The 19,895-nt window shown below is 69.9% G+C and carries 17 protein-coding genes and 1 other RNA gene; 2 read left to right on the top strand and 16 right to left on the bottom strand.

Annotated features, from left to right (window positions below):
• Window positions 1–11 precede the first annotated feature (11 nt).
• From VIL67_RS12195 to ctrA, 4 genes are all read right to left on the bottom strand, one after another.
• On the bottom strand, window positions 12–1,358 hold the full coding sequence (locus VIL67_RS12195) for a M23 family metallopeptidase (protein ID WP_332049168.1): 1,347 nt from the start codon (window positions 1,356–1,358) through the stop codon (window positions 12–14).
• Between the two features lie 134 nt (window positions 1,359–1,492).
• Window positions 1,493–1,843, bottom strand: a complete 351-nt coding sequence (arsC, locus tag VIL67_RS12190) for an arsenate reductase (glutaredoxin) (RefSeq protein ID WP_332049167.1) — start codon at window positions 1,841–1,843, stop codon at window positions 1,493–1,495.
• 31 nt (window positions 1,844–1,874) lie between these two features.
• On the bottom strand, window positions 1,875–4,298 hold the full coding sequence (locus VIL67_RS12185; protein ID WP_332049166.1) for a M20/M25/M40 family metallo-hydrolase: 2,424 nt from the start codon (window positions 4,296–4,298) through the stop codon (window positions 1,875–1,877).
• A gap of 111 nt (window positions 4,299–4,409) precedes the next feature.
• Entirely contained in the window at window positions 4,410–5,105 is a 696-nt protein-coding gene (gene ctrA / locus VIL67_RS12180; protein WP_332049165.1) for a response regulator transcription factor CtrA, read from the bottom strand.
• A gap of 461 nt (window positions 5,106–5,566) precedes the next feature.
• On the opposite strand from ctrA, the gene fliI reads away from it, so the two are divergent.
• Window positions 5,567–6,898 carry a flagellar protein export ATPase FliI gene (fliI, locus tag VIL67_RS12175; RefSeq protein ID WP_332049164.1) on the top strand — a complete coding sequence of 444 codons (1,332 nt, stop codon included), beginning with the start codon at window positions 5,567–5,569 and terminating at the stop codon, window positions 6,896–6,898.
• Entirely contained in the window at window positions 6,898–7,302 is a 405-nt protein-coding gene (locus tag VIL67_RS12170; protein ID WP_332049163.1) for a flagellar export protein FliJ, read from the top strand. Before fliI ends, VIL67_RS12170 begins: the two co-directional genes overlap by 1 nt.
• Window positions 7,303–7,306: 4 nt before the next feature.
• Here the strand turns inward: VIL67_RS12170 and VIL67_RS12165 are convergent, their stop codons facing one another.
• The 12 genes from VIL67_RS12165 to ssrA form a co-directional block, all read right to left on the bottom strand.
• Complete coding sequence (locus VIL67_RS12165) at window positions 7,307–7,678, bottom strand: DUF4282 domain-containing protein (RefSeq protein ID WP_332049162.1); 372 nt, start codon at window positions 7,676–7,678, stop codon at window positions 7,307–7,309.
• Between the two features lie 115 nt (window positions 7,679–7,793).
• A complete protein-coding gene (gene flhA, locus VIL67_RS12160) occupies window positions 7,794–9,887 on the bottom strand; it encodes a flagellar biosynthesis protein FlhA (RefSeq protein ID WP_332049161.1) in 2,094 nt (697 codons plus the stop codon).
• A gap of 59 nt (window positions 9,888–9,946) precedes the next feature.
• A complete protein-coding gene (gene flbD / locus VIL67_RS12155) occupies window positions 9,947–11,314 on the bottom strand; it encodes a sigma-54-dependent transcriptional regulator FlbD (protein ID WP_332049160.1) in 1,368 nt (455 codons plus the stop codon).
• Window positions 11,315–11,344: 30 nt separating this feature from the next.
• A complete protein-coding gene (gene fliN / locus VIL67_RS12150) occupies window positions 11,345–11,680 on the bottom strand; it encodes a flagellar motor switch protein FliN (RefSeq protein ID WP_332049159.1) in 336 nt (111 codons plus the stop codon).
• 16 nt (window positions 11,681–11,696) lie between these two features.
• Window positions 11,697–12,335, bottom strand: coding sequence for a FliH/SctL family protein (locus tag VIL67_RS12145; protein ID WP_332049158.1), 639 nt, complete (start codon window positions 12,333–12,335; stop codon window positions 11,697–11,699).
• Entirely contained in the window at window positions 12,335–13,357 is a 1,023-nt protein-coding gene (gene fliG, locus VIL67_RS12140; RefSeq protein WP_332049157.1) for a flagellar motor switch protein FliG, read from the bottom strand. The genes VIL67_RS12145 and fliG overlap by 1 nt, the downstream gene beginning before the upstream one ends.
• Window positions 13,357–14,994 (bottom strand): flagellar basal-body MS-ring/collar protein FliF, encoded by a 1,638-nt coding sequence (gene fliF / locus VIL67_RS12135; protein ID WP_332049156.1) that lies wholly within the window; start codon window positions 14,992–14,994, stop codon window positions 13,357–13,359. The genes fliG and fliF overlap by 1 nt, the downstream gene beginning before the upstream one ends.
• Window positions 14,995–15,214: 220 nt before the next feature.
• A complete protein-coding gene (locus VIL67_RS12130; RefSeq protein WP_332049155.1) occupies window positions 15,215–17,413 on the bottom strand; it encodes a serine hydrolase domain-containing protein in 2,199 nt (732 codons plus the stop codon).
• A 79-nt stretch (window positions 17,414–17,492) separates the two neighbouring features.
• Window positions 17,493–18,269 carry a C13 family peptidase gene (locus VIL67_RS12125; protein WP_332049154.1) on the bottom strand — a complete coding sequence of 259 codons (777 nt, stop codon included), beginning with the start codon at window positions 18,267–18,269 and terminating at the stop codon, window positions 17,493–17,495.
• Window positions 18,266–18,730, bottom strand: coding sequence for a PaaI family thioesterase (locus tag VIL67_RS12120; RefSeq protein ID WP_332049153.1), 465 nt, complete (start codon window positions 18,728–18,730; stop codon window positions 18,266–18,268). The genes VIL67_RS12125 and VIL67_RS12120 overlap by 4 nt, the downstream gene beginning before the upstream one ends.
• 7 nt (window positions 18,731–18,737) lie before the next feature.
• A complete protein-coding gene (locus tag VIL67_RS12115) occupies window positions 18,738–19,238 on the bottom strand; it encodes an SspB family protein (protein WP_332049152.1) in 501 nt (166 codons plus the stop codon).
• Between the two features lie 172 nt (window positions 19,239–19,410).
• Window positions 19,411–19,774: a transfer-messenger RNA gene (gene ssrA / locus VIL67_RS12110) on the bottom strand.
• Window positions 19,775–19,895: the final 121 nt, after the last annotated feature.

Here is a 19,895-nt window from a genome sequence, read left to right as displayed (position 1 = left end):
CGCCGCGCCGGCTAGGGCGTCAGGCGGCCCTGGGCGGCGGAGGCGTCGGCCAGCTGGCGCGTCTCCGGGCCGCGGGCCAGCAGCCCGTCGATGCGGGCCTTGTTGGCGCGGAAGCGGGCGAGCTCGGCGCCGGCAAGGACCGTGCCCTGGGGAACCTTGGCGCCCACGGGGTTCACGCGGCGGCCGTTCAGCCACACCTCATAGTGCAGGTGCGGCCCGGTGGAGAGACCGGTCGTGCCCACGTAAGCGACCACCTGGCCCTGGCGCACGCGCGCGCCCGGCCGCACGCCCTTGGCGTAGCGCGACAGGTGGGCGTAGCCGGTGGACCAGCCGCCGTTGTGGCTGATCTGCAGCCAGTTGCCGTAGCCGCCCCAGCGGCTGGCCTTGGTGACGACGCCATCGCCCGCCGCCAGGATGGGCGTGCCGCTCCCGGCGCCGAAGTCGACGCCCTGGTGGGCGCGGGCGTAGCCCAGGACCGGGTGGCGGCGCATGCCGAAGCTGGAGGTCATCCGCGCGCCGTCCACCGGCGTGCGCAGCAGGAAGCCTTTGATGTTCTTGCCGCTCTCGTCGAAGTACTGGACGTCCCCGTCGCTGCGCTCGAAGCGGTAGAAGCGCACGCCTTTCAGCTCGGCGTACTCCAGCTCGCCGGTCTGGATGGTGCGGCCGCTTTCGGTGACCTGGCGGCCGAAGACCAGCTTGAACTCGTCGCCCGCCTTGATGTCGCGCTGGAAGTCCAGCTTGTGGGCGAACAGCTTGACCACCTGGGCCGTGATGGCGGGCGTCGCCCCCAGCTTTGCAGCGCTCTCGTAGAGCGAGCCGTGGATCTCGCCGTCGGCCACCGTGGTCTCGTCGCGGATCTTTTCGTCCAGCTCGCGAAGGCGCAGGGCGCCGTCGAAGGTCCGCGAAAGGGTGAGCGTGCTGGCCGGGCCTGTGCGCATCGAAAGGCCGATCAGCCGGGCCGGGCCGCGGTCGGCTCGGGGCTTGGCGACGGCCGCATCGAAGGCGAGGCCGGCGCGGATGCGGGTGGTGTCCATCACCTGGCCAAGCGCCTCGACGGCGCGATGGGCCTCGTCCGGCGCCACGCCGGCGCGCGCCATGGCGCCTTCCAGGGTCTCGCCGGAACGGATGCGCACCTCGACGCTCTCCGGACGGTCGTAGCCCGGCTGCGCCTCGGCGCCGGTGAAGGCGGCGTGCTGCAGGGCGGCGACGGCCGTGGGGCTGAGCGGGGGCGGGGCGGCGGGTGTCGACGGTCCGTCCATGACCTTCCAGGCCACGAACAGGGCCAGGACCGTCGCGGTGCCGGCCGCAACCTGCGGCGCAACGCGGAATGACGACTGTCGCGGGTCGAACTCGTGCATCACGCCCCCGTACTAGGCGATGGACGGTTAAGGCATCGCCACGGCTAAGCCGATTTCTTGCGCCGCCCCCAGCAGGCGACGGGAAGATGACCGAAAGCAGCGCCCGCTGCGCCCGGTCGTTTTGTCACGGTCGGTCAGATCAAGCCCAGAACGAGTTCCGCAGGCCGGCACAGGGCCGCGCCCTTGGGAGTGACCACGATAGGGCGATTCACCAGGACGGGATCGAGGATCATCGCCGCGATCAGGGCGTCGTCCGAGGCGGCGGGGTCGGTGAGGCCGAGCTCGTCGGCCTTGGTGCCCTTCACGCGCAGGATCTCATGGGCGGAGGCGTCCATCTTCTGAAGCAAGGCCTGCAACTGGTCCCGGGTCCAGCCCGCCTTGAGGTACTCGACCACGGTAGGCTCGATCCCCTTCTCGCGCAGCAGGGCCAGCGTGTTGCGCGAGGTCCCGCAGGCGGGGTTGTGGTAGATCACGACGTCGCTCATGGGGCTCACCCCTTAACCAAAGCCGCGGCGATCACCAAGCCAGCCGGCGCGTGCCGGTGACGATGGTGGTGTCGGAGGTGTCGAAGGGCATCTGAGTGGCGGGGCGCGGCGGCAAGGGGGCGATGCCCGCCGGCCAGCTGTCCAGGCCGATGGAGTAGCGCAGGTCCACGCCGCCGGATGCCGAGGGGGCGAGCCGCAGCTTCAGCCCCTGGGGCGCCCCCTCCCAGCTGATCCGGGACCACTGTCCGGCGGGCAGGGTGACGGTCTGCGGCAGGCTGCCGACCTGGGTGAGCTGCACGTCGGCCTTCGGGCGCACGCGCAGCACGAAGGTGCGAGCGCCTGGCGGCGGGATAAAGCTCAGCAGGGCGGCGCCGTCGGCTTGGCGGGCGACCGCAACCTCGGGCGGCGCGATGGCTGCGGCGCGGTCCGGCGCGGCGTCATGAGGGTCGCGGAACAGCCAGTGGCGGCGGCTGGCGATCGGGCCGCCGCCGGCCAGCGCCTGTTCCACCCAGGGCGTGCGGTCCAGGAAGGCCACCCGCCACCCGCGGCCGGCGTCCTGGTCGAGGTGGTAGTAGACCTGGGTCGCCTGGGGGTGGCGCTCGGTCCAGGGCGTGTTCAGGCGCACGGCGACGAGCAGGACGAGCCCGAGCCCCATGGCCAGGGGGCCGACCAGCCGGGCGGGCGGCGCGCCCTCGACCGACTGGCCCAGCGGCCAGACCAGGATGGCGGCGAGCCAGACGGGGATCGCCAGCAGCTCGGGCATGTCGAGGCCGAGGAACAGGATGTGGGCCGTGCCGGCGATCCAGGCGAGGCCCAGCGCCGCCAGCAGCGCCAGAAGCGCGTAGGCCGCCAGGCCCCGCCGCACCGCCATGGCGGTGGCGGCCGCGCCCAAGCCGGCCAGGAGCAGCGGCCAGGCCAAGGCGTAGGCCGTGGCGGGGGCGAGGGCCTGCGCCAGGACCGCGGCGGCGAGGCTTGCGGCCAGCACGCCGCTCCAGGCCGCCGGACGGCTGACGGGCCGCCCGTAGCTGATGGCGGCGGCCAGGGCCGCGGCGAGCCCAAGAGCCAGGCCCGCGAGATCGAAGCCGCCGAATAGAGAGCTGCCGACGCCGGCGGCCAGGGGGATCAGCGCGATATTCCGCCGGCCGCGCGCCAGCTCGCAGGCCGACCACAACAGAAAGCCGAGGGCGAGCAGGACAGCCGCCGCTTCCCAGCGGCTGACCTGAGCCAGCAGGATCCGCTGCTCCATGAAGCCGAAGCCGGCGCCCGTGGCGCGCCTGGCGAAATGCAGCACCGCGGCCGCGCCGAGAACGGTCGAGAGCGTGGCCCCGGCGCCGCGGGCGACGTCAACCAGCGAGAAGGGCTCAAGCCGCCTCGCCCGCACGAAGCCGAGCGCGATCAGCGCTGCGGCCGTGGCGAGCACCAGCCAGCCGCCCCAGGTGGGGTAGGCCACGATGATGTCGCCAAACAGCTGGCTGTAGACCGCACTGGGCGCGGGGGCGGGAAGGGCGGGATCGAAGGCCGCGGCCCGGCTGGTGGCGAGCACCTGATCGCCGAGGTCCTGCAGCGTGCCGCGGTCCATGTTCGCCGCGGTCGCGGTGGGCGAGTGGTAGTCGAACTGCCGGCCGACGAAGGCGTAATTCAGGCCGGGAACCTTGGCCGCGTTTGAGATGGTCAGGTCCGTGTCGTTCGGCATCAGCTCGTACACGAAGACCGACAGCGACGAGGACGAGGGGCGCTGCGCCGTCCGCTGCAGCAGGCGTATGAGCTCGCCGTTGTCGCGGCTGGTCTGGAACATCTGCACGCGGCCGGCCATGCCGCGGCTTTCCATGTTGAGGAGGAGGCCAATACGGCGGGCCTGCGGATCGCGGGCGAAGAAGGCGCGCGCGCCCAGCAGGCCGCTTTCCTCGCCATCGGTGAACACCACCATGACGTCGCGCACCGGCTGGCCCGCGCTGCGGATGGCGCGGACGATCTCCAGTGCGGCGGCGACGCCCGCGGCGTCGTCCGCGGCGCCTGGGGAGTCGGGCGTGCTGTCATAGTGGGCCATCAGCGCCACGGCCGGCAGGCTGCGGTCGCGGCCCGGCAAGACGCCAATGATGTTCTCGACGGTCCCTCCGACGATCGACGGGGGATACGCCGACGGCGTTTCGGTCCCTGGGCTCCCGCCGGCCGACGGCGGGGGCGGGCGGACGTAGAGCGCGTCATCACGCCGGACCTGGGGCGACAGGCCAAGGCCCGCCATGCGCCCGACGAGGTGGTCGCGGACCCGCGTGTTGGCCGGGCTGCCCATGGGGTGCGGCTCGCGGGCGATCGCCGTCACGTCGGCCATGGCGCGGTGGGCGGAGAAGTCTACGGCGGCGGCGGTCGCGGGCTTCGGCTCGGGCGGGCGTTCGTTCAACCAGGCCAGCAGCGCTGCGGCGATGAGCGCGGAGAGCAGCGCCAGAACCCGTCCCATGCCGTCCTCCCAGGCGGTCGTTGAGGTGACGCTAGCGGTGGGCGGCGCAAATGAAAACGCCCGCCGGCGGACCGGCGGGCGTCCCCGCTCTCCTCGATGATCGGGCCGCCTTTACGCGGCGGCCACGGCCTCCTGCGGGTCGCGCAGCACGTAGCCACGGCCCCAGACGGTCTCGATGTGGTGCTTGCCGTCGGCGGCGGCCGCCAGCTTCTTGCGCAGCTTGCAGATGAAGACGTCGATGATCTTCAGCTCGGGCTCGTCCATGCCGCCGTAAAGGTGGTTCAGGAACATCTCCTTGGTCAGGGTCGTGCCCTTGCGCAGGGAGAGAAGCTCCAGCATCTGGTATTCCTTGCCCGTCAGGTGGACGCGGATGCCGTTCACTTCCACGGTCTTGGCGTCCAGGTTGACGGTGATGTCGCCGGTCTTGATCACCGACTGGGCGTGGCCCTTGGAGCGGCGGACCACGGCGTGGATGCGGGCGACCAACTCGTCCTTGTGGAACGGCTTGGTCATGTAGTCGTCGGCGCCGCCGGAGAAGGTCTTCACCTTCGTGTCGATCTCGGCCGTGCCCGACAGGATCATGATCGGCGTGTTGATCTTGCCGACGCGCAGCGTGCGCAGCACGTCCATTCCGCTCATGTCGGGCAGATTCAGGTCGAGCAGGATCAGGTCGTAGTCGTAGATCTTCCCCAGATCGACGCCTTCCTCACCTAGGTCGGTCGTATAGACGTTGAACCCTTCCGACTTCAGCATCAATTCGATGCTTTGCGCGGTGGCGCTGTCGTCCTCGATCAACAGTACGCGCATTCTGCTCTCCTACTGCGTCCCCGCTCAGCCCTCGGATTCACTGAATCCGCCCCGAACCTCGCCGTTAAACCTGCCAGCGAGTTAATTTAAGACTGGTTAATGGATTGCTGTCCGTCTGAGTTGAATCGTTAATCTGATTTGAGATTCCGCGACAAGCGGCGCTGTCCGGACCACGGGTCGCAGGCCGGTTGAATCTTTTGTGAGTGGACACCGACCCGAAGGGCTGGGCTCCCCGATACTGCTTCGAAAGCTTAGCCATGGAAGCAAACGGGTCCTCTCGCCTGAGATCCATGCGCGGCAACGGCGCGGCGCGCTGCTGCCCGCCGCCCTGACGCGCGCCGCCGGCCCGCGGCGCTAGGTCGCCACCCCCTTAGGGGGTGAGCTTTGGCCGGTGGGCAAAATCTTCACGGCCTCTTAACAGCGAAGCACCGACCCTCGGGCCCTCAAGTCGAGGGTGTTGCGTGCAGAGCCTGGTGGCCGCGGTCGAGCGGCTGGATCCCCTGACCGTCTCCGGCCGCGTGGCCGCTGTGAACGGCCTGCTTATCGAGGCGCGCGGCGGCCTTTCGCGGCTGGCGGTCGGCGCCCGCGCCGAGATCGTGCGCCACGGCGAGACGCCGCTGTCCGCCGAGGTGGTGGGCTTTCGCGAGACCCGCGCCCTGCTGATGCCTTTCGGCCCCGTAGAGGGCGTGGCGCCCGGCGCGGAGATCCGCATCGAGCCGCAGGGCTCGGCGGTGCGGCCGACCAAGTCGTGGCTCGGGCGGATCGTGGACGCCTTCGGCGAGCCGATCGACGGCCTGGGGCCGTTGCCTCAGGGCCTGGCCCCCTATCCGCTGAAGGCCCCGCCGCCGCCGGCCCACGCCCGCGCCCGGGTCGGCGAGCGGCTGGACCTGGGCGTCCGCTCGATGAACGTCTTCACCACCTGCTGCCGGGGCCAGCGCCTGGGCGTGTTCGCCGGCTCCGGCGTGGGCAAGTCGGTGCTGCTGTCGATGCTGGCCAAGAACGCCGACTGCGACGCCGTCGTGGTCGGGCTGATCGGCGAGCGGGGCCGCGAGGTGCGCGAGTTCATCGAGGAGACCCTGGGCGAGGAGGGCCTGCGCCGGGCGGTGGTGGTCGTCGCCACGTCCGACGAGCCCGCGCTGAAGCGCAGGCAGGCGGCCTACATGACGCTGGCGATCTCGGAGTTCTTCCGCGACCAGGGCCTGGAGGTCCTGTGCCTGATGGACTCCGTCACCCGCTTCGCCATGGCCCAGCGTGAGATCGGCCTGGCCGCCGGCGAGCCGCCGACCACCAAGGGCTACACCCCCACCTGCTTCACCGAGCTGCCCAAGCTGCTGGAGCGCGCCGGGCCGGGGCCGATCCGGCCGGACGGAACCCAGGCGGGGCCGATCACCGGCCTCTTCACCGTGCTGGTGGACGGGGACGACCACAACGAGCCGATCGCCGACGCCGTGCGGGGCATCCTGGACGGGCACATCGTCATGGAGCGCGCCATCGCCGAGCGGGGCCGCTTCCCGGCGATCAATGTGCTGAAGTCGATCAGCCGGACGATGCCCGGGTGCCAGCATCCGCACGAGCGGGAGATCGTCACGGCGGCGCGGCGCTCGCTGTCGGCCTACTCCAACATGGAGGAGCTGATCCGCATCGGGGCCTATCGGCAGGGGGCGGACCCCGACGTCGACAGGGCGATCCAGCTCAACCCGTCGCTCGAAGCCTTTCTGTCCCAGTCGCCCGACGAGGCGACGAGCCTGGAGTCGTCGTTCGCGGCGCTCTCGCAGATCCTGAGTGAAGCCTGATGAGCAACTGGGCCCAATCCCTCATCAAGTTGTCCGGCTTCGAGGTCGAGACCCTGCAGAAGCGGCTGGCCGAGATCGGCGACCGCAAGCGGGCGCACGAGATGCAGTACGCCATGCTGGTGGCGCAGGGGGAGGCCGAGATCGCCCAGTGCCACCCCTCGACGGCCGGCGACCTGCACCGGTTCCTCGAGGCGCTGAAGGTGCGCAAGGGCCACGTCCTGGCGCAGATCGAGATCGTCACCGCCGAAGAGGCCGGCGCTCGCGACGCGCTCGCCCAGGCGTTCGAAGAGCAGAAGAAGTACGAGCACATCGCCGAGCAGATGCGCCTGGGGGCGCTGAAGAAGCAGGCGAAGTTCGAGGCGGCCCAAATGGACGAGCTGGGCCTGCGCAAGGCGGCCGGCTAGAGCCTCAGGGCCGCGGTTGGCCCATGCGGGCGCGCTCGGCTTCCACGTCCTGGCGAAGAACGCTCAGGTCCTCGCTGATCTTGAAGATCGCCACGTAGAACTCGCAGAACGAGCGCCAGAGCAGGGCGAGCGCGCCGATCACCAGCAGGCCGCCGACCAGCACCGGGATCGCGAGCAGGACGCCGAAGATGCTGTTCTCGCGGATCGCCACCCCGACCGCCGCGCCGATCGAGCCGAAGGCGCCCAGCGCGATTACGCCGAGGCCCGCCCAGTAGATCAGGTGGATGACCTGGTTGGTCATCAGCTTCTCGAAGGTGAGCAGGTCCCAAAGGACGGCTGCTCCGGTGCCCTGAGGTCTGTTGAGAGGTCGCCGCATCCTGATCCCAAGACTCACCGGAGCCTTTTCGCGCTCCTTGCTTGCCGAACCGCTACCAGCCGCGAGCGACGGTCGCAACGCCGGAGCGTCGGGGCCGGGCGCGACGCTTGGTCCGTCAGATCGTGCCGACCGTCTTGAGCCGGGCGCGGGGGTGGATCTCGTTCTGGCTCATCACCGGCGTCTGGCCGCGGAAGCGCTCGATGATCGAGCGGACATAGGGCCGGATCGTCGGGCTGGTCAGCAGCACCGGGCTCTCGCCGGACAGCGCCGCCCGTTCGAAGGTGTCGCGCACGCCGCGGATGAAGTCCTGGAGCCGCGAGGGGGGCAGCGCCAGCTGCTTCTCCTCGCCCTGGCCCACCAGGGCGTCGGCGAAGGCGTATTCCCACTCGGGGCTGAGGGTGACGATCGGCAGCGAGCCGTCGTCGCCGCGATAGGCGAAGCAGATCTGGCGCGCCAGCCGCGAGCGCACCTGCTCCACCAGGTTGGTCACTGAGGCCGTGTGCGGCGCGGCCTCGCCGATGCCCTCCAGGATGGAGGGAAGGTCCCGGATCGAGATGCGCTCGCGCAACAGGGCCTGCAGGACACGCTGGACAGTGGTGGCGGTGACCACCGAGGGGATCAGGTCGTCGGCCAGCTTCTTCTGCTCGGCCGGGAGTTCCTTGATGAGCTTCTGCACCTCCGCATAGGAGAGCAGGTCCGGCATGTTCTCCTTGAGGATCTCGGTCAGGTGCGTGGTGAGCACCGTGGCCGGGTCCACGATGGTGTAGCCGCGGAAGGTCGCTTCCTCCCGCAGGCTTTCGTCGATCCAGGTGGCCGGCAGGCCGAACGCGGGCTCGCGCATGTGCTCGCCGGGCAGTTCCACCTGGCCGCCCCGCGGATCCATGGCCATCAGCTGGCCCAGGCGGACCTCGCCCTGACCGGCCTCCATCTCCTTGATCCGGATGCAGTAGCCCTGGGAAGGCAGGCGCATGTTGTCGAGGATCCGCACGCTGGGCATCACGAACCCGAAGTCGGCCGCGAGCGTGCGCCGGAGCGCCTTGATCTGGTCGGTCAGCCGCCGGCCCTCGAGGTCGTTGATCAGGCCGAGGAGGGCGTAGCCGAGCTCGATCTTGATTTCGTCGATGGCCAGGGTCTGGCCGATCGGCTCCTCCTGCTCTTCCGCCGGAGCCTGGGAGATCTCCACCGGCGGCGGCTCTGCGGCCTTCTGCGATCGTCGCCAGGCCAGAGCGCCGGTGCTGATCGAGATGAGGGCGAAGGGGATGATCGGCATGCCCGGGATCAGGGCGATCACGCCGGAGGAGGCGGCCACCATGCCCAGGCTGATCGGGTTCATGGCCAGCTGCGCCACCAGGGCCTTGTCGGCGGCCCCCTCGACGCCGGCCTTGGACACCAGGAAGCCCGCGGCCACCGAGATGATCAGCGCCGGGATCTGGGAGACCAGGCCGTCGCCGATGGTCATGATGGTGTAGGTCGAAAAGGCCTCGCCGATCGGCACCTTGTGCTGGACCACTCCGATCAGAATGCCGCCGATGATGTTGATGGCGACGATCACCAGGCCGGCGATGGCGTCGCCCTTCACGAACTTCGAGGCGCCGTCCATGGCCCCGAAGAAGGTGCTCTCCTGCTCCAGTTCGCGGCGCCGCTTGCGGGCCTCGGCCTCGTCGATCAGGCCCGCCGACAGGTCGGCATCGATCGCCATCTGCTTGCCGGGCATGGAGTCGAGGGTGAAGCGGGCCGCCACTTCGGCGATCCGGCCCGAACCCTTGGTGATGACGACGAAGTTCACCAGCACCAGGATGGCGAAGACGATCACCCCAATGACGAAGTTGCCCGCCATCATCAGGTTGCCGAACGCCTGGATGATCTGGCCCGCCCCGTGCGCCCCCTCGTGTCCGTGGCCGAGGATCAGGCGGGTGGAGGCGATGTTCAGGCCTAGCCGGTAGAGCGTCGTCACCAGCAGGACGGTGGGGAAGGCGGTGAAGTCCAGCGGGCGCTTCATCATCAGCGCCGTCATTAGGATCAGCACCGAGCTGGCGATCGAGATCGCCAGGAAGGCGTCCAGCAGGAAGGCCGGGACGGGCAGGATCAGGATGACGATGACGGCGGCGACGCCGAGCGCCAGCGCCACCTCGCCGCGCGCGACCCAGCCCCACACGTCGCGGGGCGTGATCCGCTGTCCGGCCAGTCCTGTGGTTCCCGTGTCCGCCATGGTTCAACCGCCTGGCCCCGCGGAAGCGGGGCGCTGCGGAGTCCTCTGCCGCGATTCCGCTATGCCGCGCTCGCGCCCATCTGGGGCGCAGGTACGGGCACGCCGGCCTCGGTGTACTCCTTCAGCTTGTTGCGCAGGGTGCGGATGGAGATGCCGAGGATGTTGGCGGCATGCGTCCGATTGCCCAGGCAATGCTCCAGCGTGTCGATGATCAGCCGCTGCTCCATTTCGGCCACGGTCTGACCGACGAAAGCGCGGCTGGCGGTCTCGGCGGCCACCGAGGCGGCCTGGGCGGCGCGCACGCCGGGATCGGACGCCGACAGCGGCTGGCCGTCGGGCAGGCGGATCGCCAGCTCGTCGATTTCCGGCCCGGAGGACAGGAGCACCGCGCGGTGCATGGCGTTCTCCAGCTCGCGCACGTTGCCGGGCCAGCGATGCAGGGTCAGCCGCCGGCGGGCCTCGGCCGACAGCGGGCGGTCCGGGACGCCGTTGGCGGCGCTGTATTTCTTGATGAAGTGCTCGGCGAGCGCGATCACATCGGCCGGGCGATCCCGAAGCGACGGGATCTTCAGGTTCACGACGTTCAGGCGATACAGCAGGTCCTCGCGGAACGTGCCTTCCTTCACCGCCTGAGCCAGGTCGCGGTTCGAGGTCGCGAGAATGCGGATGTCGACCTTCACCGGCTTGGCGCCGCCCACCCGATCGATCTCGCGCTCCTGGATGGCGCGCAGCAGCTTGGCCTGCAGGCGGGCGTCCATCTCGGAGATTTCGTCCAGCAGCAGGGTGCCGCCGTTGGCCTCCTCGAACTTGCCGATCCGGCGGGCCACCGCGCCCGTGAAGGCCCCTTTCTCGTGGCCGAACAGCTCGCTTTCCAGGAGGTTTTCCGGGATCGCCGCGCAGTTCACCGAGATGAACGGCTTCTGCGCCCGGCGCGACTTCTGGTGCACGTAGCGGGCGATCACCTCCTTACCGACCCCGCTTTCGCCGGTGATCAGGATCGAGGCGTCCGAGCCGGAGACCTGGTCGGCCAGCGCGAGCACGGCGCGCATGGCCGGGTCGTTGACCACCATCGGGCGGTTGTCGTCCGACACGGCTGCGAGAACCGCAGCGATCAGCTCGGCGTCCGGCGGCAGCGGGATGAACTCCTTGGCGCCGGCCTTGATCGCGGCGGCCGCGCCGACGGCGTCGGCGCCGATGCCGCAGGCCACCACCGGCACCCGGATCCGCTCGGCCTCGTTCGCCGCGATCAGGGCGGCGATATCGAGTTCGTAGTCCACCATGAGGAGGTCGGCGCCCTGGCCGGCCCGCAAGGCGTGCGTGGCCTGGGTGATGCTCTCCACATGGCTGACCTTGGCGCCCGCGCTCATCGCCATTTTGACGGCGGTGGAGAGCTGTCCGTTCAGTCTGCCAACGACCAGAAGCCGCATGGTTGGTCTCCTTCAGTCGACGCGTGGCCGTCAGGCCGCGGCGTCGCCGTCCTTGATGATTTCGGTCATGGTCACGCCCAGGCGCTCGTCGACGATGACGACCTCGCCCCGCGCCACCAGGCGGTTGTTCACATAGATGTCGATGGCTTCGCCGACCTTGCGGTCGAGCTCGAGCACCGAGCCCTGGTTCAGTTCGAGCAACTGGGCCACCGAGAGGCTGGCGCGGCCGAGCACAGCGGAGATGCTCACCGGCACGTCGAACACGGGCGCCAGGTCGGTGGCGGTCTTCTCCTCGCCGGAGAAGGTCTCCGCCAGGGGCCCTTCGCCGGGGGCGAATTCGTCGAGCTTCAGGTCGTTCTCGGACATGGCTTCGCTTCGCGTCTCAGGTTCCGGGGATCAGGGGCTCGGCGTGCAGGCCCTCGGCGGCGAGCGCCGCCTCGAGGGCCGCCGACACCCGTTCGGCGGCCGCCTGCGGGTCGAAGGCGGCTGCGCCGTCGCCGAAGTCGAGGGTGAAGGCGTAAGGCGCGAGTGAGCCGTCGGTGCGGACGGTCAGCGCCCCCACGAAGCCGGTGGCCGCGACCGTGTTGCCGACCTTCTCCTGCACGTAGTCGGCCAGGCCCGGCGCCACCGAGATCACCAGCCGCGGCGCCGCCTCGAGCTCGCGCGCTAGCGACTCCAAGGCCGCCTGCAGCGGCGCCTCGGGGAAGCGCGTCAGGGCCGCGTCGGCGATCGCCCGGCCGCAGGCGAGAGCCAGCTGCGCCGAGCCGAGCCGATGTTCGTGGGCCACCTGGGCGAGGGTCGGCAGCGCCTGCCGGCAGGCGGCGGCGACCTCAGCCATGGCCCGCGCCTGGGCGGCGTTGACGCTTTGCAGGCCCGCGCGTTCCCCTTGGGCGTAGGCGTCCGCGCGGATTTGCTCGACCTCTTCCGGCGTGAAGTGCGTCTTCGGCCGCGGGGCCTGGAAAGCGACCCCGCCGGCGGAGTCGAACTCCGTGTCGAAGGCGAATTTCTGCAGACCGGTCATCAGTACACCAGCTCGTCTTCGCCGCCGGAGCCGGCCAGCATGATCTCGCCCTTGGCGGCCAGGTCCTTGGCGACCTGCACCATGGCCATCTGGGCCTGGTCCACGTCGCGCAGGCGGACGGGGCCCATGGTTTCCATGTCCTCGCGCATGATCTTGGCGGCGCGCTCGGACATGTTGGAGAAGAACATCTCGCGCAGGGTGTCCGAGGCGCCCTTGAGGGCCAGGCCCAGCTGGTCCTTGTCGACGGCCCGCAGCAGGGTCTGGACGCCGCCGGGATCGAGCTTCGACAGGTCCTCGAAGACGAACATCAGGGCGCGGATCCGCTCGGCGGACTCGCGGTTGCGCTCTTCCAGGGCGGTGATGAAGCGGGCCTCGGTCTGGCGGTCGAAGGCGTTGAAGATGTCGGCCATCATCTCGTGGCTGTCGCGCTTCGAGGTGCGGGCCAGGTTCGACATGAACTCGGTGCGGAGCGTCTGCTCGATCTTGTCGAGAATCTCGCGCTGCACCGGCTCCATGCGGAGCATCCGCTGCACGCACTCCAGGGCGAAGTCCTCGGGCAGGGCGGCCAGCACCCGGGCGGCGTGGTCCGACTTGATCTTCGACAGCACCACCGCGACGGTCTGCGGGTATTCGTTCTTCAGGTAGTTGGCCAGGACGCTCTCGTTCACGTTACCCAGCTTGTCCCACATGGTCCGACCCGCGGGGCCGCGGATCTCCTCCATGAGGGCGTCGACCTTGTCTGGCGGCATGATCGAGGCGAGCAGCTTCTGGGTCTGTTCGAAAGAGCCCATCAGGGAGCCCGCGCCGGTGACCCCGGATACGAACTCGACCAGCAGGTCCTCGACGGCCTGGGACGAGACGCTGCCCAGGCCGGCCATCGCCTGGGAGATCTCCTTGATCTCGTCCTCGTCGAGCTGCTTCCAGACGTGGGCGTGCTCCTCGCCGAGGGCGAGCAGGACCACCGCGGCCTTCTCAGGCCCCGACAGGCTGCTGGCGGTCTCGATGGCTTTACCCTTAGCCATTACGCGCTCTCGTGCAGCCAGCCGCGGAGGATCGAGACCGACTCCTCAGGGTGCTTTTCGACGAATTCCGAGACGCGCTTGATGGAGCTCGCCTTCACCTGGCCTTCGATCCGGGCCATGTCGATCTTCTGGTCGAGCTCGCCGGGCGGCGGCAGCATCATCATCTGACCGTCGGCCCCGATCTGCATCGCCTGCCCGTCGGCGGTGGTGGTGATCTGGGTGACGTTCGGCCCCGTGAGCGCCGGCATGCGGCCGCCGGCCGAGCCGCCGCCGATCGCGCCGCGCATCAGGGGCCGCACGATGAACATCATCATCAGCAGGGCGACGATCGCCAGGACGCCGAGTTCCGCGCCACGCATGATGTCGTTCTTGTCGAAGCCCATCAGCGGGTTGGCGGACTCGACGCCCGACGGGTTCTCGTCGGCAGGGAACCGGACGTTGATGACGCTGACCTGGTCGCCGCGCTCCTGGTTGAAGCCGACCGCCGTGCGCACCAGCTGCTCGATGCGCTGCATCTCCTCGGCGGTACGCGGCGTGTAGGCGCCGGGGCGGCCGTTCTGGCCCGCAGCCGTGGCGCCGTCGACCGCTACGGCCACGGACAGGCGCTTCACCTGGCCGGGCTCCTGCACCTCGGTGCGCACGGTCTTGGAGATCTCGTAGTTGGTGGTCGATTCCTGGCGGCCGCTGGCCGAGGAGTTCATGCCCGAGCCGTTGGCGCCCGCGCCCGGGATGTTGGCCGCCGCGGAGACCTCGCCGTTTGTCTCCGGCTCGTTCTCGCGGGCGTTCTCGTCGGTGGTCGATTCCGAACGGATCACCTGACCGTCGGGGTCGAAGGTCTCCTGCTGGACGGTCACTCGCGCCAGCTCCAGGTCGGCGGTGACGTTGACGCGCGCCTTGCCGGCGCCGACGACGCCCTCCACCAGCTGCTTCACCTGCTTGGCGATGCGCTGTTCGACCTCGGTCTTGCGTCCGTCGGCCTCCGCGGCCATGCCGGTGTCACCGCCGGACAGGGTCTTGGCGTGCTGGTCGACCACGGTCACGCGGTCGGGCTTCAGGTTCGGCACCGCCCCCGCCACCAGATTCTGGATCGCCCGGACCTGCTCGGCGCTCGGCTCGCGGCCGCCGACGGCGATGTTCACGGCCGCCGACGGCTGTTCAGCCTCGTCCTCGAACAGCTGGCGCTTGGGCAGCACGAGATGCACGCGGGCGGAGGTGATGCCGTCGAGGCTGCGGATGGTGCGGGCGAGTTCGCCTTCGAGCGCCCGCTGGCGGTTCAGCTGCTGAACGAAGTCGGTCTGGCCGAGCGCATTGGCTTCGTCGAAGATCTCGTAACCCACCGAGCCCGCCGTCGGGAGGCCCTTCGACGACAGCATCAGGCGGGTGGAGGCGACTTCGTCGCGCGGAACGAGGATGGTCGAGCCGTCGCCCTTGACCTCGTACTTGACGCCGGCCTGGTCCAGGGCGGCGGTGATCGAGCCGGCTTCCTTGAGGTCCAGGTTCGAATAGAGCAGGGCCTTGGGCTCGCCCAGGTTCATCATCACGGCCACGAGCACCGCGGCCACGCCGGCCCCGATGCCGAGGATCGCGGCAAGCCTGCCGATCCCGAATCGCTGAAGCGCCGCCAGCACCTGGTTCAAGCGCGTCCTTCCCCCAACTCACACGAGGCGCGCAAATCAGCCCCGCCCGCCAGTAGGCAAGAATTACCGGGGCCTTGGTAAACGGGGCTTTAAGATTGGGGGCTCGGGGCTGCCGCGGCGCGGCCTGCGGCGACTTGTCCAGCTGCTTGATCTTGCAAAGGAAAACGCCCGCCGCCGGGGTCGGCGACGGGCGCTTCGCAGGCTAAGGGGTTAACCTTTCTCAGCCGCTCCAGGGGCTCAGCGCGCCCCACAGGCCGAGCACCACGGAGAAGGCGGAATAGATCAGCACCGTGATGGTGAAGAGCAGCTTCCGCAGCGGCGTCCACGAGTCCACGCGCCGCCCGCCGCGCCAGATCGCCGGCACCGCGACGAGCGTGGCCAGGGTCAGGGCGGCGGCCACCAGGGCGCAGGCCGAGGCGGTGATCATCAGCGCGCCAGGCCAGCGGTAGATGATCTGGGAGATGTCCGCCGTCTTGGTCGCCCAGACGCCCAGGAGCGCGAGCGACACCAGCCAAAGCCCCGCCTGGATGTTCTGCACGAGCGCGGCGCGGCTCTGCACGGCGTTCTCCCGGAACTCCCGCCGGTTGCGCAGGAAGATGCCCACGAGGGTGGCCACGGCCGCCGCCGCCGTGAGGCCGGCCAGCAGCGCCAGGAGGCCCGGCTGACGCCAGAACGGCGCCCGTTCCATGCGCACCCCGCCGAAGCTGGGGATGTAGGAGACCGCCTTGCCGTCCCGCATGTTGAAGGCCAGCCGCTGGTCGCCGTCAGTGGCCACGAAGCGGCCGGCCGACAGCGGACCCTCCGGGACCCAAGTGCGGACGCCAGCCTCGCCGCTGGTGGTCAGCCGCCCCTCGGGGGTGACGCCGACTTTCACGCCGGAGATCAGCGCGCCGACGAAGCCTTCCAGCCCCCCGTAGGCCCGGCGGGTGCCGAGGTAGTAGCCGGTGAAGGCGCCCGCATCGCGCGCCAGCTCGGGCGAGCCGGCCCGCGGGAAGGTGTGCGGCGCGGCGTAGAACTCCCGCACCACCCGGTCTGGGAAACGCCCCGCCAACTGGGCGCCGGTCTCGGTGTTGGTGGAGATGAAAATCCCCAGGTTCAGCGCCGGGATGGTCACCAGGTTCGAGTGGAAGAAGATGGTGTCGCCGCCGTGGCCGAAGCCGCGGTAGCCGCCCGGCAGGTCATAGATCATGAAGCCGTGGGCCCAGCCGTTGATCCCCTGGGCGGTCGGCCGCAGCGGGGTGCGGAAGGCCTTCGCCGCGCGCGGGCCGTAGATCGAGACGCCGTTCAGCTGGCCGCCGTTCAGCAGGGTGATCATGTAGCGGGCCATGTCGCCCGCCGTGGAGGACACCGAGCCGGCCGGCGCGATCTGGCCGATGTACTCGAAGCCGCGCCGCTCGAAACCGCCGTTCACCCAGCGGTATCCGTCTGAGACGTCGGCGGCCAGGGCTGCCGGCATCGGCTCGGGCAAGCCGCGCTTCAGCGGGCGGGGCTCGCGGAAGGTGGTGCGGTTCATGCCAAGCGGCGTGAAAATCTCGTCCTCCACCAGCCGCTCGAAGGGCTTGCCGGTGACATAGGACACCGCCTGGCCGGCCAGGGCCGCGCCATAGTTGGAGTAGCTGGAGACCACGCCGGGGGCGAACACCCGGCCCGGTCGCTCCTGGCGCAGGTAGAGGTCGAGCGGCCGCACGCGATCGGCGTCGTTCTCGAACAGGTGGCCCAGGGCCCGGTCCTCGAAGCCTGGCGAATGGTCCATGAGGTTCCAGACCGCCACGTCGCGCTGGTAGCCGTCGTCGCGCACCCGCACCTTCTCGGGGAGGTAGAGGTTCACCGGGGCGTCCAGGCGCACCCGGCCGGCCTCGACTTCCTTCATCAGGGCGATCCAGGTGAAGGTCTTGGAGATCGAGCCGACCCGGAAGAGCGTGCGGTCGGGATCCACCGGCTTGCGCGGCGCCAGGTCCGCGAAGCCATAGCCCTTCTTGAGCACCACCTGGCCGTTCTGCACCACGCTGACGGTCACGCCGGCGATGTGCTCGCGGGCCATGGCGTCCTTCACCATGCCGTCGACGAAGGCCTCGAGCTCGGCCGCCGGCAGCGGCTGGCCGGCCGAAAGCCGGGCGCCGGCGACGTTGGTAGGCTGGCCGGCGAGCACCGGCACGGCGCCCGCCACGGCGGGCCCCGTCGGCAGGCCGGCGGCCGGCGCGGCCGCGGCGTTCGCGCTCGCCGCTGCGGCCGGGCGGGGCGCAGCCTTGGCGGCGGGCCTCGGCCGGGGCGGGCGGATCTTGGTGTAGGGCACCGGCGCGTCGGGCAGGTCGACCGCCGGTGCGGCCGGCGCGCTCGGCGGATCCTGGGCGGTCGCGGCCGAGGCGGCAAGGAGCATCGCCACGCTGGCGACGGCGGCTTGGACGATGGACCGCTTCAAGGGCAACGCCTCGGCTATGTCGTGGGACTCCCCCTTGGTGTAGGGCGCAAAGTGAGTCCCTCAAAGCCGCGGAAACAGGTCAGTTTCGTCGCACCAACTCGGCGCCGAAGGGGTAGAGCGGAAGCAGCGGCCGCAGCTGCGGCCCGATGTAGAGCTGCGGCTCGGAGGGGGGCTTCATGCCCTCCTTCACCTCGCGTTCGGCCACGCAGGCCTGCACCTTCCGCCCGAGGGCGGCGAACTCGGCGGCGCGGGGGGCCGATTGCAGGAAGCAGTCGTCGAAATAAGGATAGCGGTCGGTCTCGCCGCAGCCGAAGGAGCTGCGGTCGCGCCGGGCCGCGGTCAGGATCATCCGGTTCGGGGCTGCGAGGGCGGGGACGAAGACGCCCGAGAAGCAGGCCGAGATCACCACCACGGTGGGCCGCTGGCCGCAGGCGCGATCGACCATCTGGCCAAGGACGCCGGGCGCCAGCACCTGCTGGTCGACCAGCACGCCTTGCGGCGAACCGTGGGAGGTCAGGTAGACGAGGCAGCCGCCGCCGGCGCGCTCGGCGACCTCCGCAAGGCCCGCGTAGATGCCGTCGAGCTGCGACTTGCCCGGCCGGGTGTCGGCGTAGCGCTCCGGGCGCACCGAGAACTGGCGCAGGTTCTCGGGCCGGAAGCCCAGCCGTCCGAGCGTCTGGGCGACGTCGCGGCGGGCGTTGTCGAAGGCTTCGGTCGGGCCGCCGTTGTGGGCGTGCCAGTCGCCGGCCACCACCACGGCGGCCCAGTCGGAGAAGGGGCCGGCGGTGGCTGGCGCGGCCTGAGAGAGCCACAGGGCTCCCAGAAGCGCGACCAGCCGGGCCAGCCCGCGGGTCATTTCTTGTAGTTGGCGAACGGGGTGGGGATCGCCGTGCCCGTGGCCTTGGCCAGGAGCCGGCCCTCGGGATCGTACAACTCGCCCTCGGTGAAGGCGACTTGGCGGCCCCACTTCACCACCTTGCCCACGCCGCGGATCTTCCCGGGCAGGCCGGGGCGGAAGAAGCTGGTCTTCATCTCCAGGGTCGGCGCGACGGCGGTCATGCCCGAGGCGACCATGCAGGCGACGCTCATGCACTCGTCCAGCATGGCGCAGAGATAGCCGCCCTGGATCTGCTTCATGGGGTTGAGCAGCAGTTCCGCCTTGGCGTCGAACTCCACCTCCACCGACTTGTCGGCCTGGCTCACCGCCACCATCCGGAAGCCCAGCGTCTGGGACCCTGTGGGCTGGTTCTTGGTGCGCAGGAAACGCTGCAGGATCGCGTCGTCGGTCAGCGGCTCGGGCGCCGTGGTCTCGCTCATCCTGAGGTCACTTCTTCCGGAACTGGTCGAGGGAGACGACCTTGGGCCCGCCTTCCGCCGGTCCTTCGGGCGGGGTCTCGACCGGGGCAGGGGCGGGCGCGACAGCGAGCGGCTTGGCCTCGGCCGGGGCCGCCGGCGGCGCCTCGAACTGCAGCAGGAACTGCACCGAGGGGTCGTAGAAGCGGGTGACCGCGGCGTAGGGGATCGACAGCCGCTTGGGCTGGCCGCCGAACTGCAGCGTGACCGAGAAGAAGGTCTCGCCGGGGGCGAGGTCCCAGTACTGGTGCTGCAGGACGATGGTCATCTCGTCCGGGTACTTGCCGAGCAGGTCAGGCGGGCCGGAGACGCCCGCCGCATCGGTCTTGAAGGTGATGTAGAAATGGTGCGAGCCGGGCAGCCCCTCGGGCGAGGCCGCCCGGCGCAGCGCGGCCTTGACCACGCCGCGGAGCGCGTCCTGGGCCAAGGCTTCATAGTGCATCAGGTCCTGGGCCGGCGGGTCCTGGGCCATGGGGGCTCCGAAACTTTACGCAGGTGCGAAAGGTAGCGTCTGGGCCGTTTCGCGCAAGGCGCGCAAGCCCCTGGAACGCCACACCATTGCGGAAAAAGGGAAGGTGGAGGGATTGTGTCGCCAGGCTCCCCGGTCCCCGACTTGGGAATGAGAGGCGCCTCTTCAGAGGGAAGGTGAGGGGCTTCTGTTGCCAGGCGCCCCTCGGGCCCCGCCTAAGGATCTGAACCCCTAGGGCTTAGGTCGGATGTTCACCGGACCGCATTACGCGGCCAGGCGGACTTCCTCAGCGAAGTTATCGTTCGCATTTAGTTTAAAGACCCGAAGCGGTGGGTCAGGCCGGGAGAAAGCAACACCTTTACACGTCTGTCGATGCTGATCGGCCCCGCAGCGATCCGGCGATAACCCGGAAGGTTTTTGGTGGAGCCGCCGGGAATCGCACCCGGGTCCAGTCCGCTTATTACGTGCGCGTTTATCCCCATAGTCGGGCGAACCCGACGCCTTGGAATATAGGCGACCGATCCGGCGATTTGAAGGGTGTCGCGCCGTTTCGCCGTTCGCGAAGCGCGGATGGCGGAGGCGTTTTCGTGAGCCGCCGTGCAGGCTTCGCCAGCGGATTGGGCTCCGGAGAGGCCGCGCCCCTACGCTGCACGCATCGGA

The sequence above is a fragment of the Phenylobacterium sp. genome, assembly GCF_036563385.1.
GTDB lineage: Bacteria > Pseudomonadota > Alphaproteobacteria > Caulobacterales > Caulobacteraceae > Phenylobacterium.
The sequence above is the reverse complement of the archived record's forward strand: the minus strand, read 5'-3'. Positions and strand labels throughout refer to the sequence as shown.

Excerpts from the sequence above, each read along its gene's own strand:
- VIL67_RS12195 (WP_332049168.1), bottom strand. The coding sequence starts at position 1,358 with ATGCACGAGTTCGACCCGCGACAGTCGTCATTCCGCGTTGCGCCGCAG.
- arsC (WP_332049167.1), bottom strand. The coding sequence starts at position 1,843 with ATGAGCGACGTCGTGATCTACCACAACCCCGCCTGCGGGACCTCGCGC.
- VIL67_RS12185 (WP_332049166.1), bottom strand. The coding sequence starts at position 4,298 with ATGGGACGGGTTCTGGCGCTGCTCTCCGCGCTCATCGCCGCAGCGCTG.
- ctrA (WP_332049165.1), bottom strand. The coding sequence starts at position 5,105 with ATGCGCGTACTGTTGATCGAGGACGACAGCGCCACCGCGCAAAGCATC.
- VIL67_RS12170 (WP_332049163.1), top strand. The coding sequence starts at position 6,898 with ATGAGCAACTGGGCCCAATCCCTCATCAAGTTGTCCGGCTTCGAGGTC.
- VIL67_RS12165 (WP_332049162.1), bottom strand. The coding sequence starts at position 7,678 with ATGCGGCGACCTCTCAACAGACCTCAGGGCACCGGAGCAGCCGTCCTT.
- flhA (WP_332049161.1), bottom strand. The coding sequence starts at position 9,887 with ATGGCGGACACGGGAACCACAGGACTGGCCGGACAGCGGATCACGCCC.
- flbD (WP_332049160.1), bottom strand. The coding sequence starts at position 11,314 with ATGCGGCTTCTGGTCGTTGGCAGACTGAACGGACAGCTCTCCACCGCC.
- fliN (WP_332049159.1), bottom strand. The coding sequence starts at position 11,680 with ATGTCCGAGAACGACCTGAAGCTCGACGAATTCGCCCCCGGCGAAGGG.
- VIL67_RS12145 (WP_332049158.1), bottom strand. The coding sequence starts at position 12,335 with ATGACCGGTCTGCAGAAATTCGCCTTCGACACGGAGTTCGACTCCGCC.
- fliG (WP_332049157.1), bottom strand. The coding sequence starts at position 13,357 with ATGGCTAAGGGTAAAGCCATCGAGACCGCCAGCAGCCTGTCGGGGCCT.
- VIL67_RS12125 (WP_332049154.1), bottom strand. The coding sequence starts at position 18,269 with ATGACCCGCGGGCTGGCCCGGCTGGTCGCGCTTCTGGGAGCCCTGTGG.
- VIL67_RS12120 (WP_332049153.1), bottom strand. The coding sequence starts at position 18,730 with ATGAGCGAGACCACGGCGCCCGAGCCGCTGACCGACGACGCGATCCTG.
- VIL67_RS12115 (WP_332049152.1), bottom strand. The coding sequence starts at position 19,238 with ATGGCCCAGGACCCGCCGGCCCAGGACCTGATGCACTATGAAGCCTTG.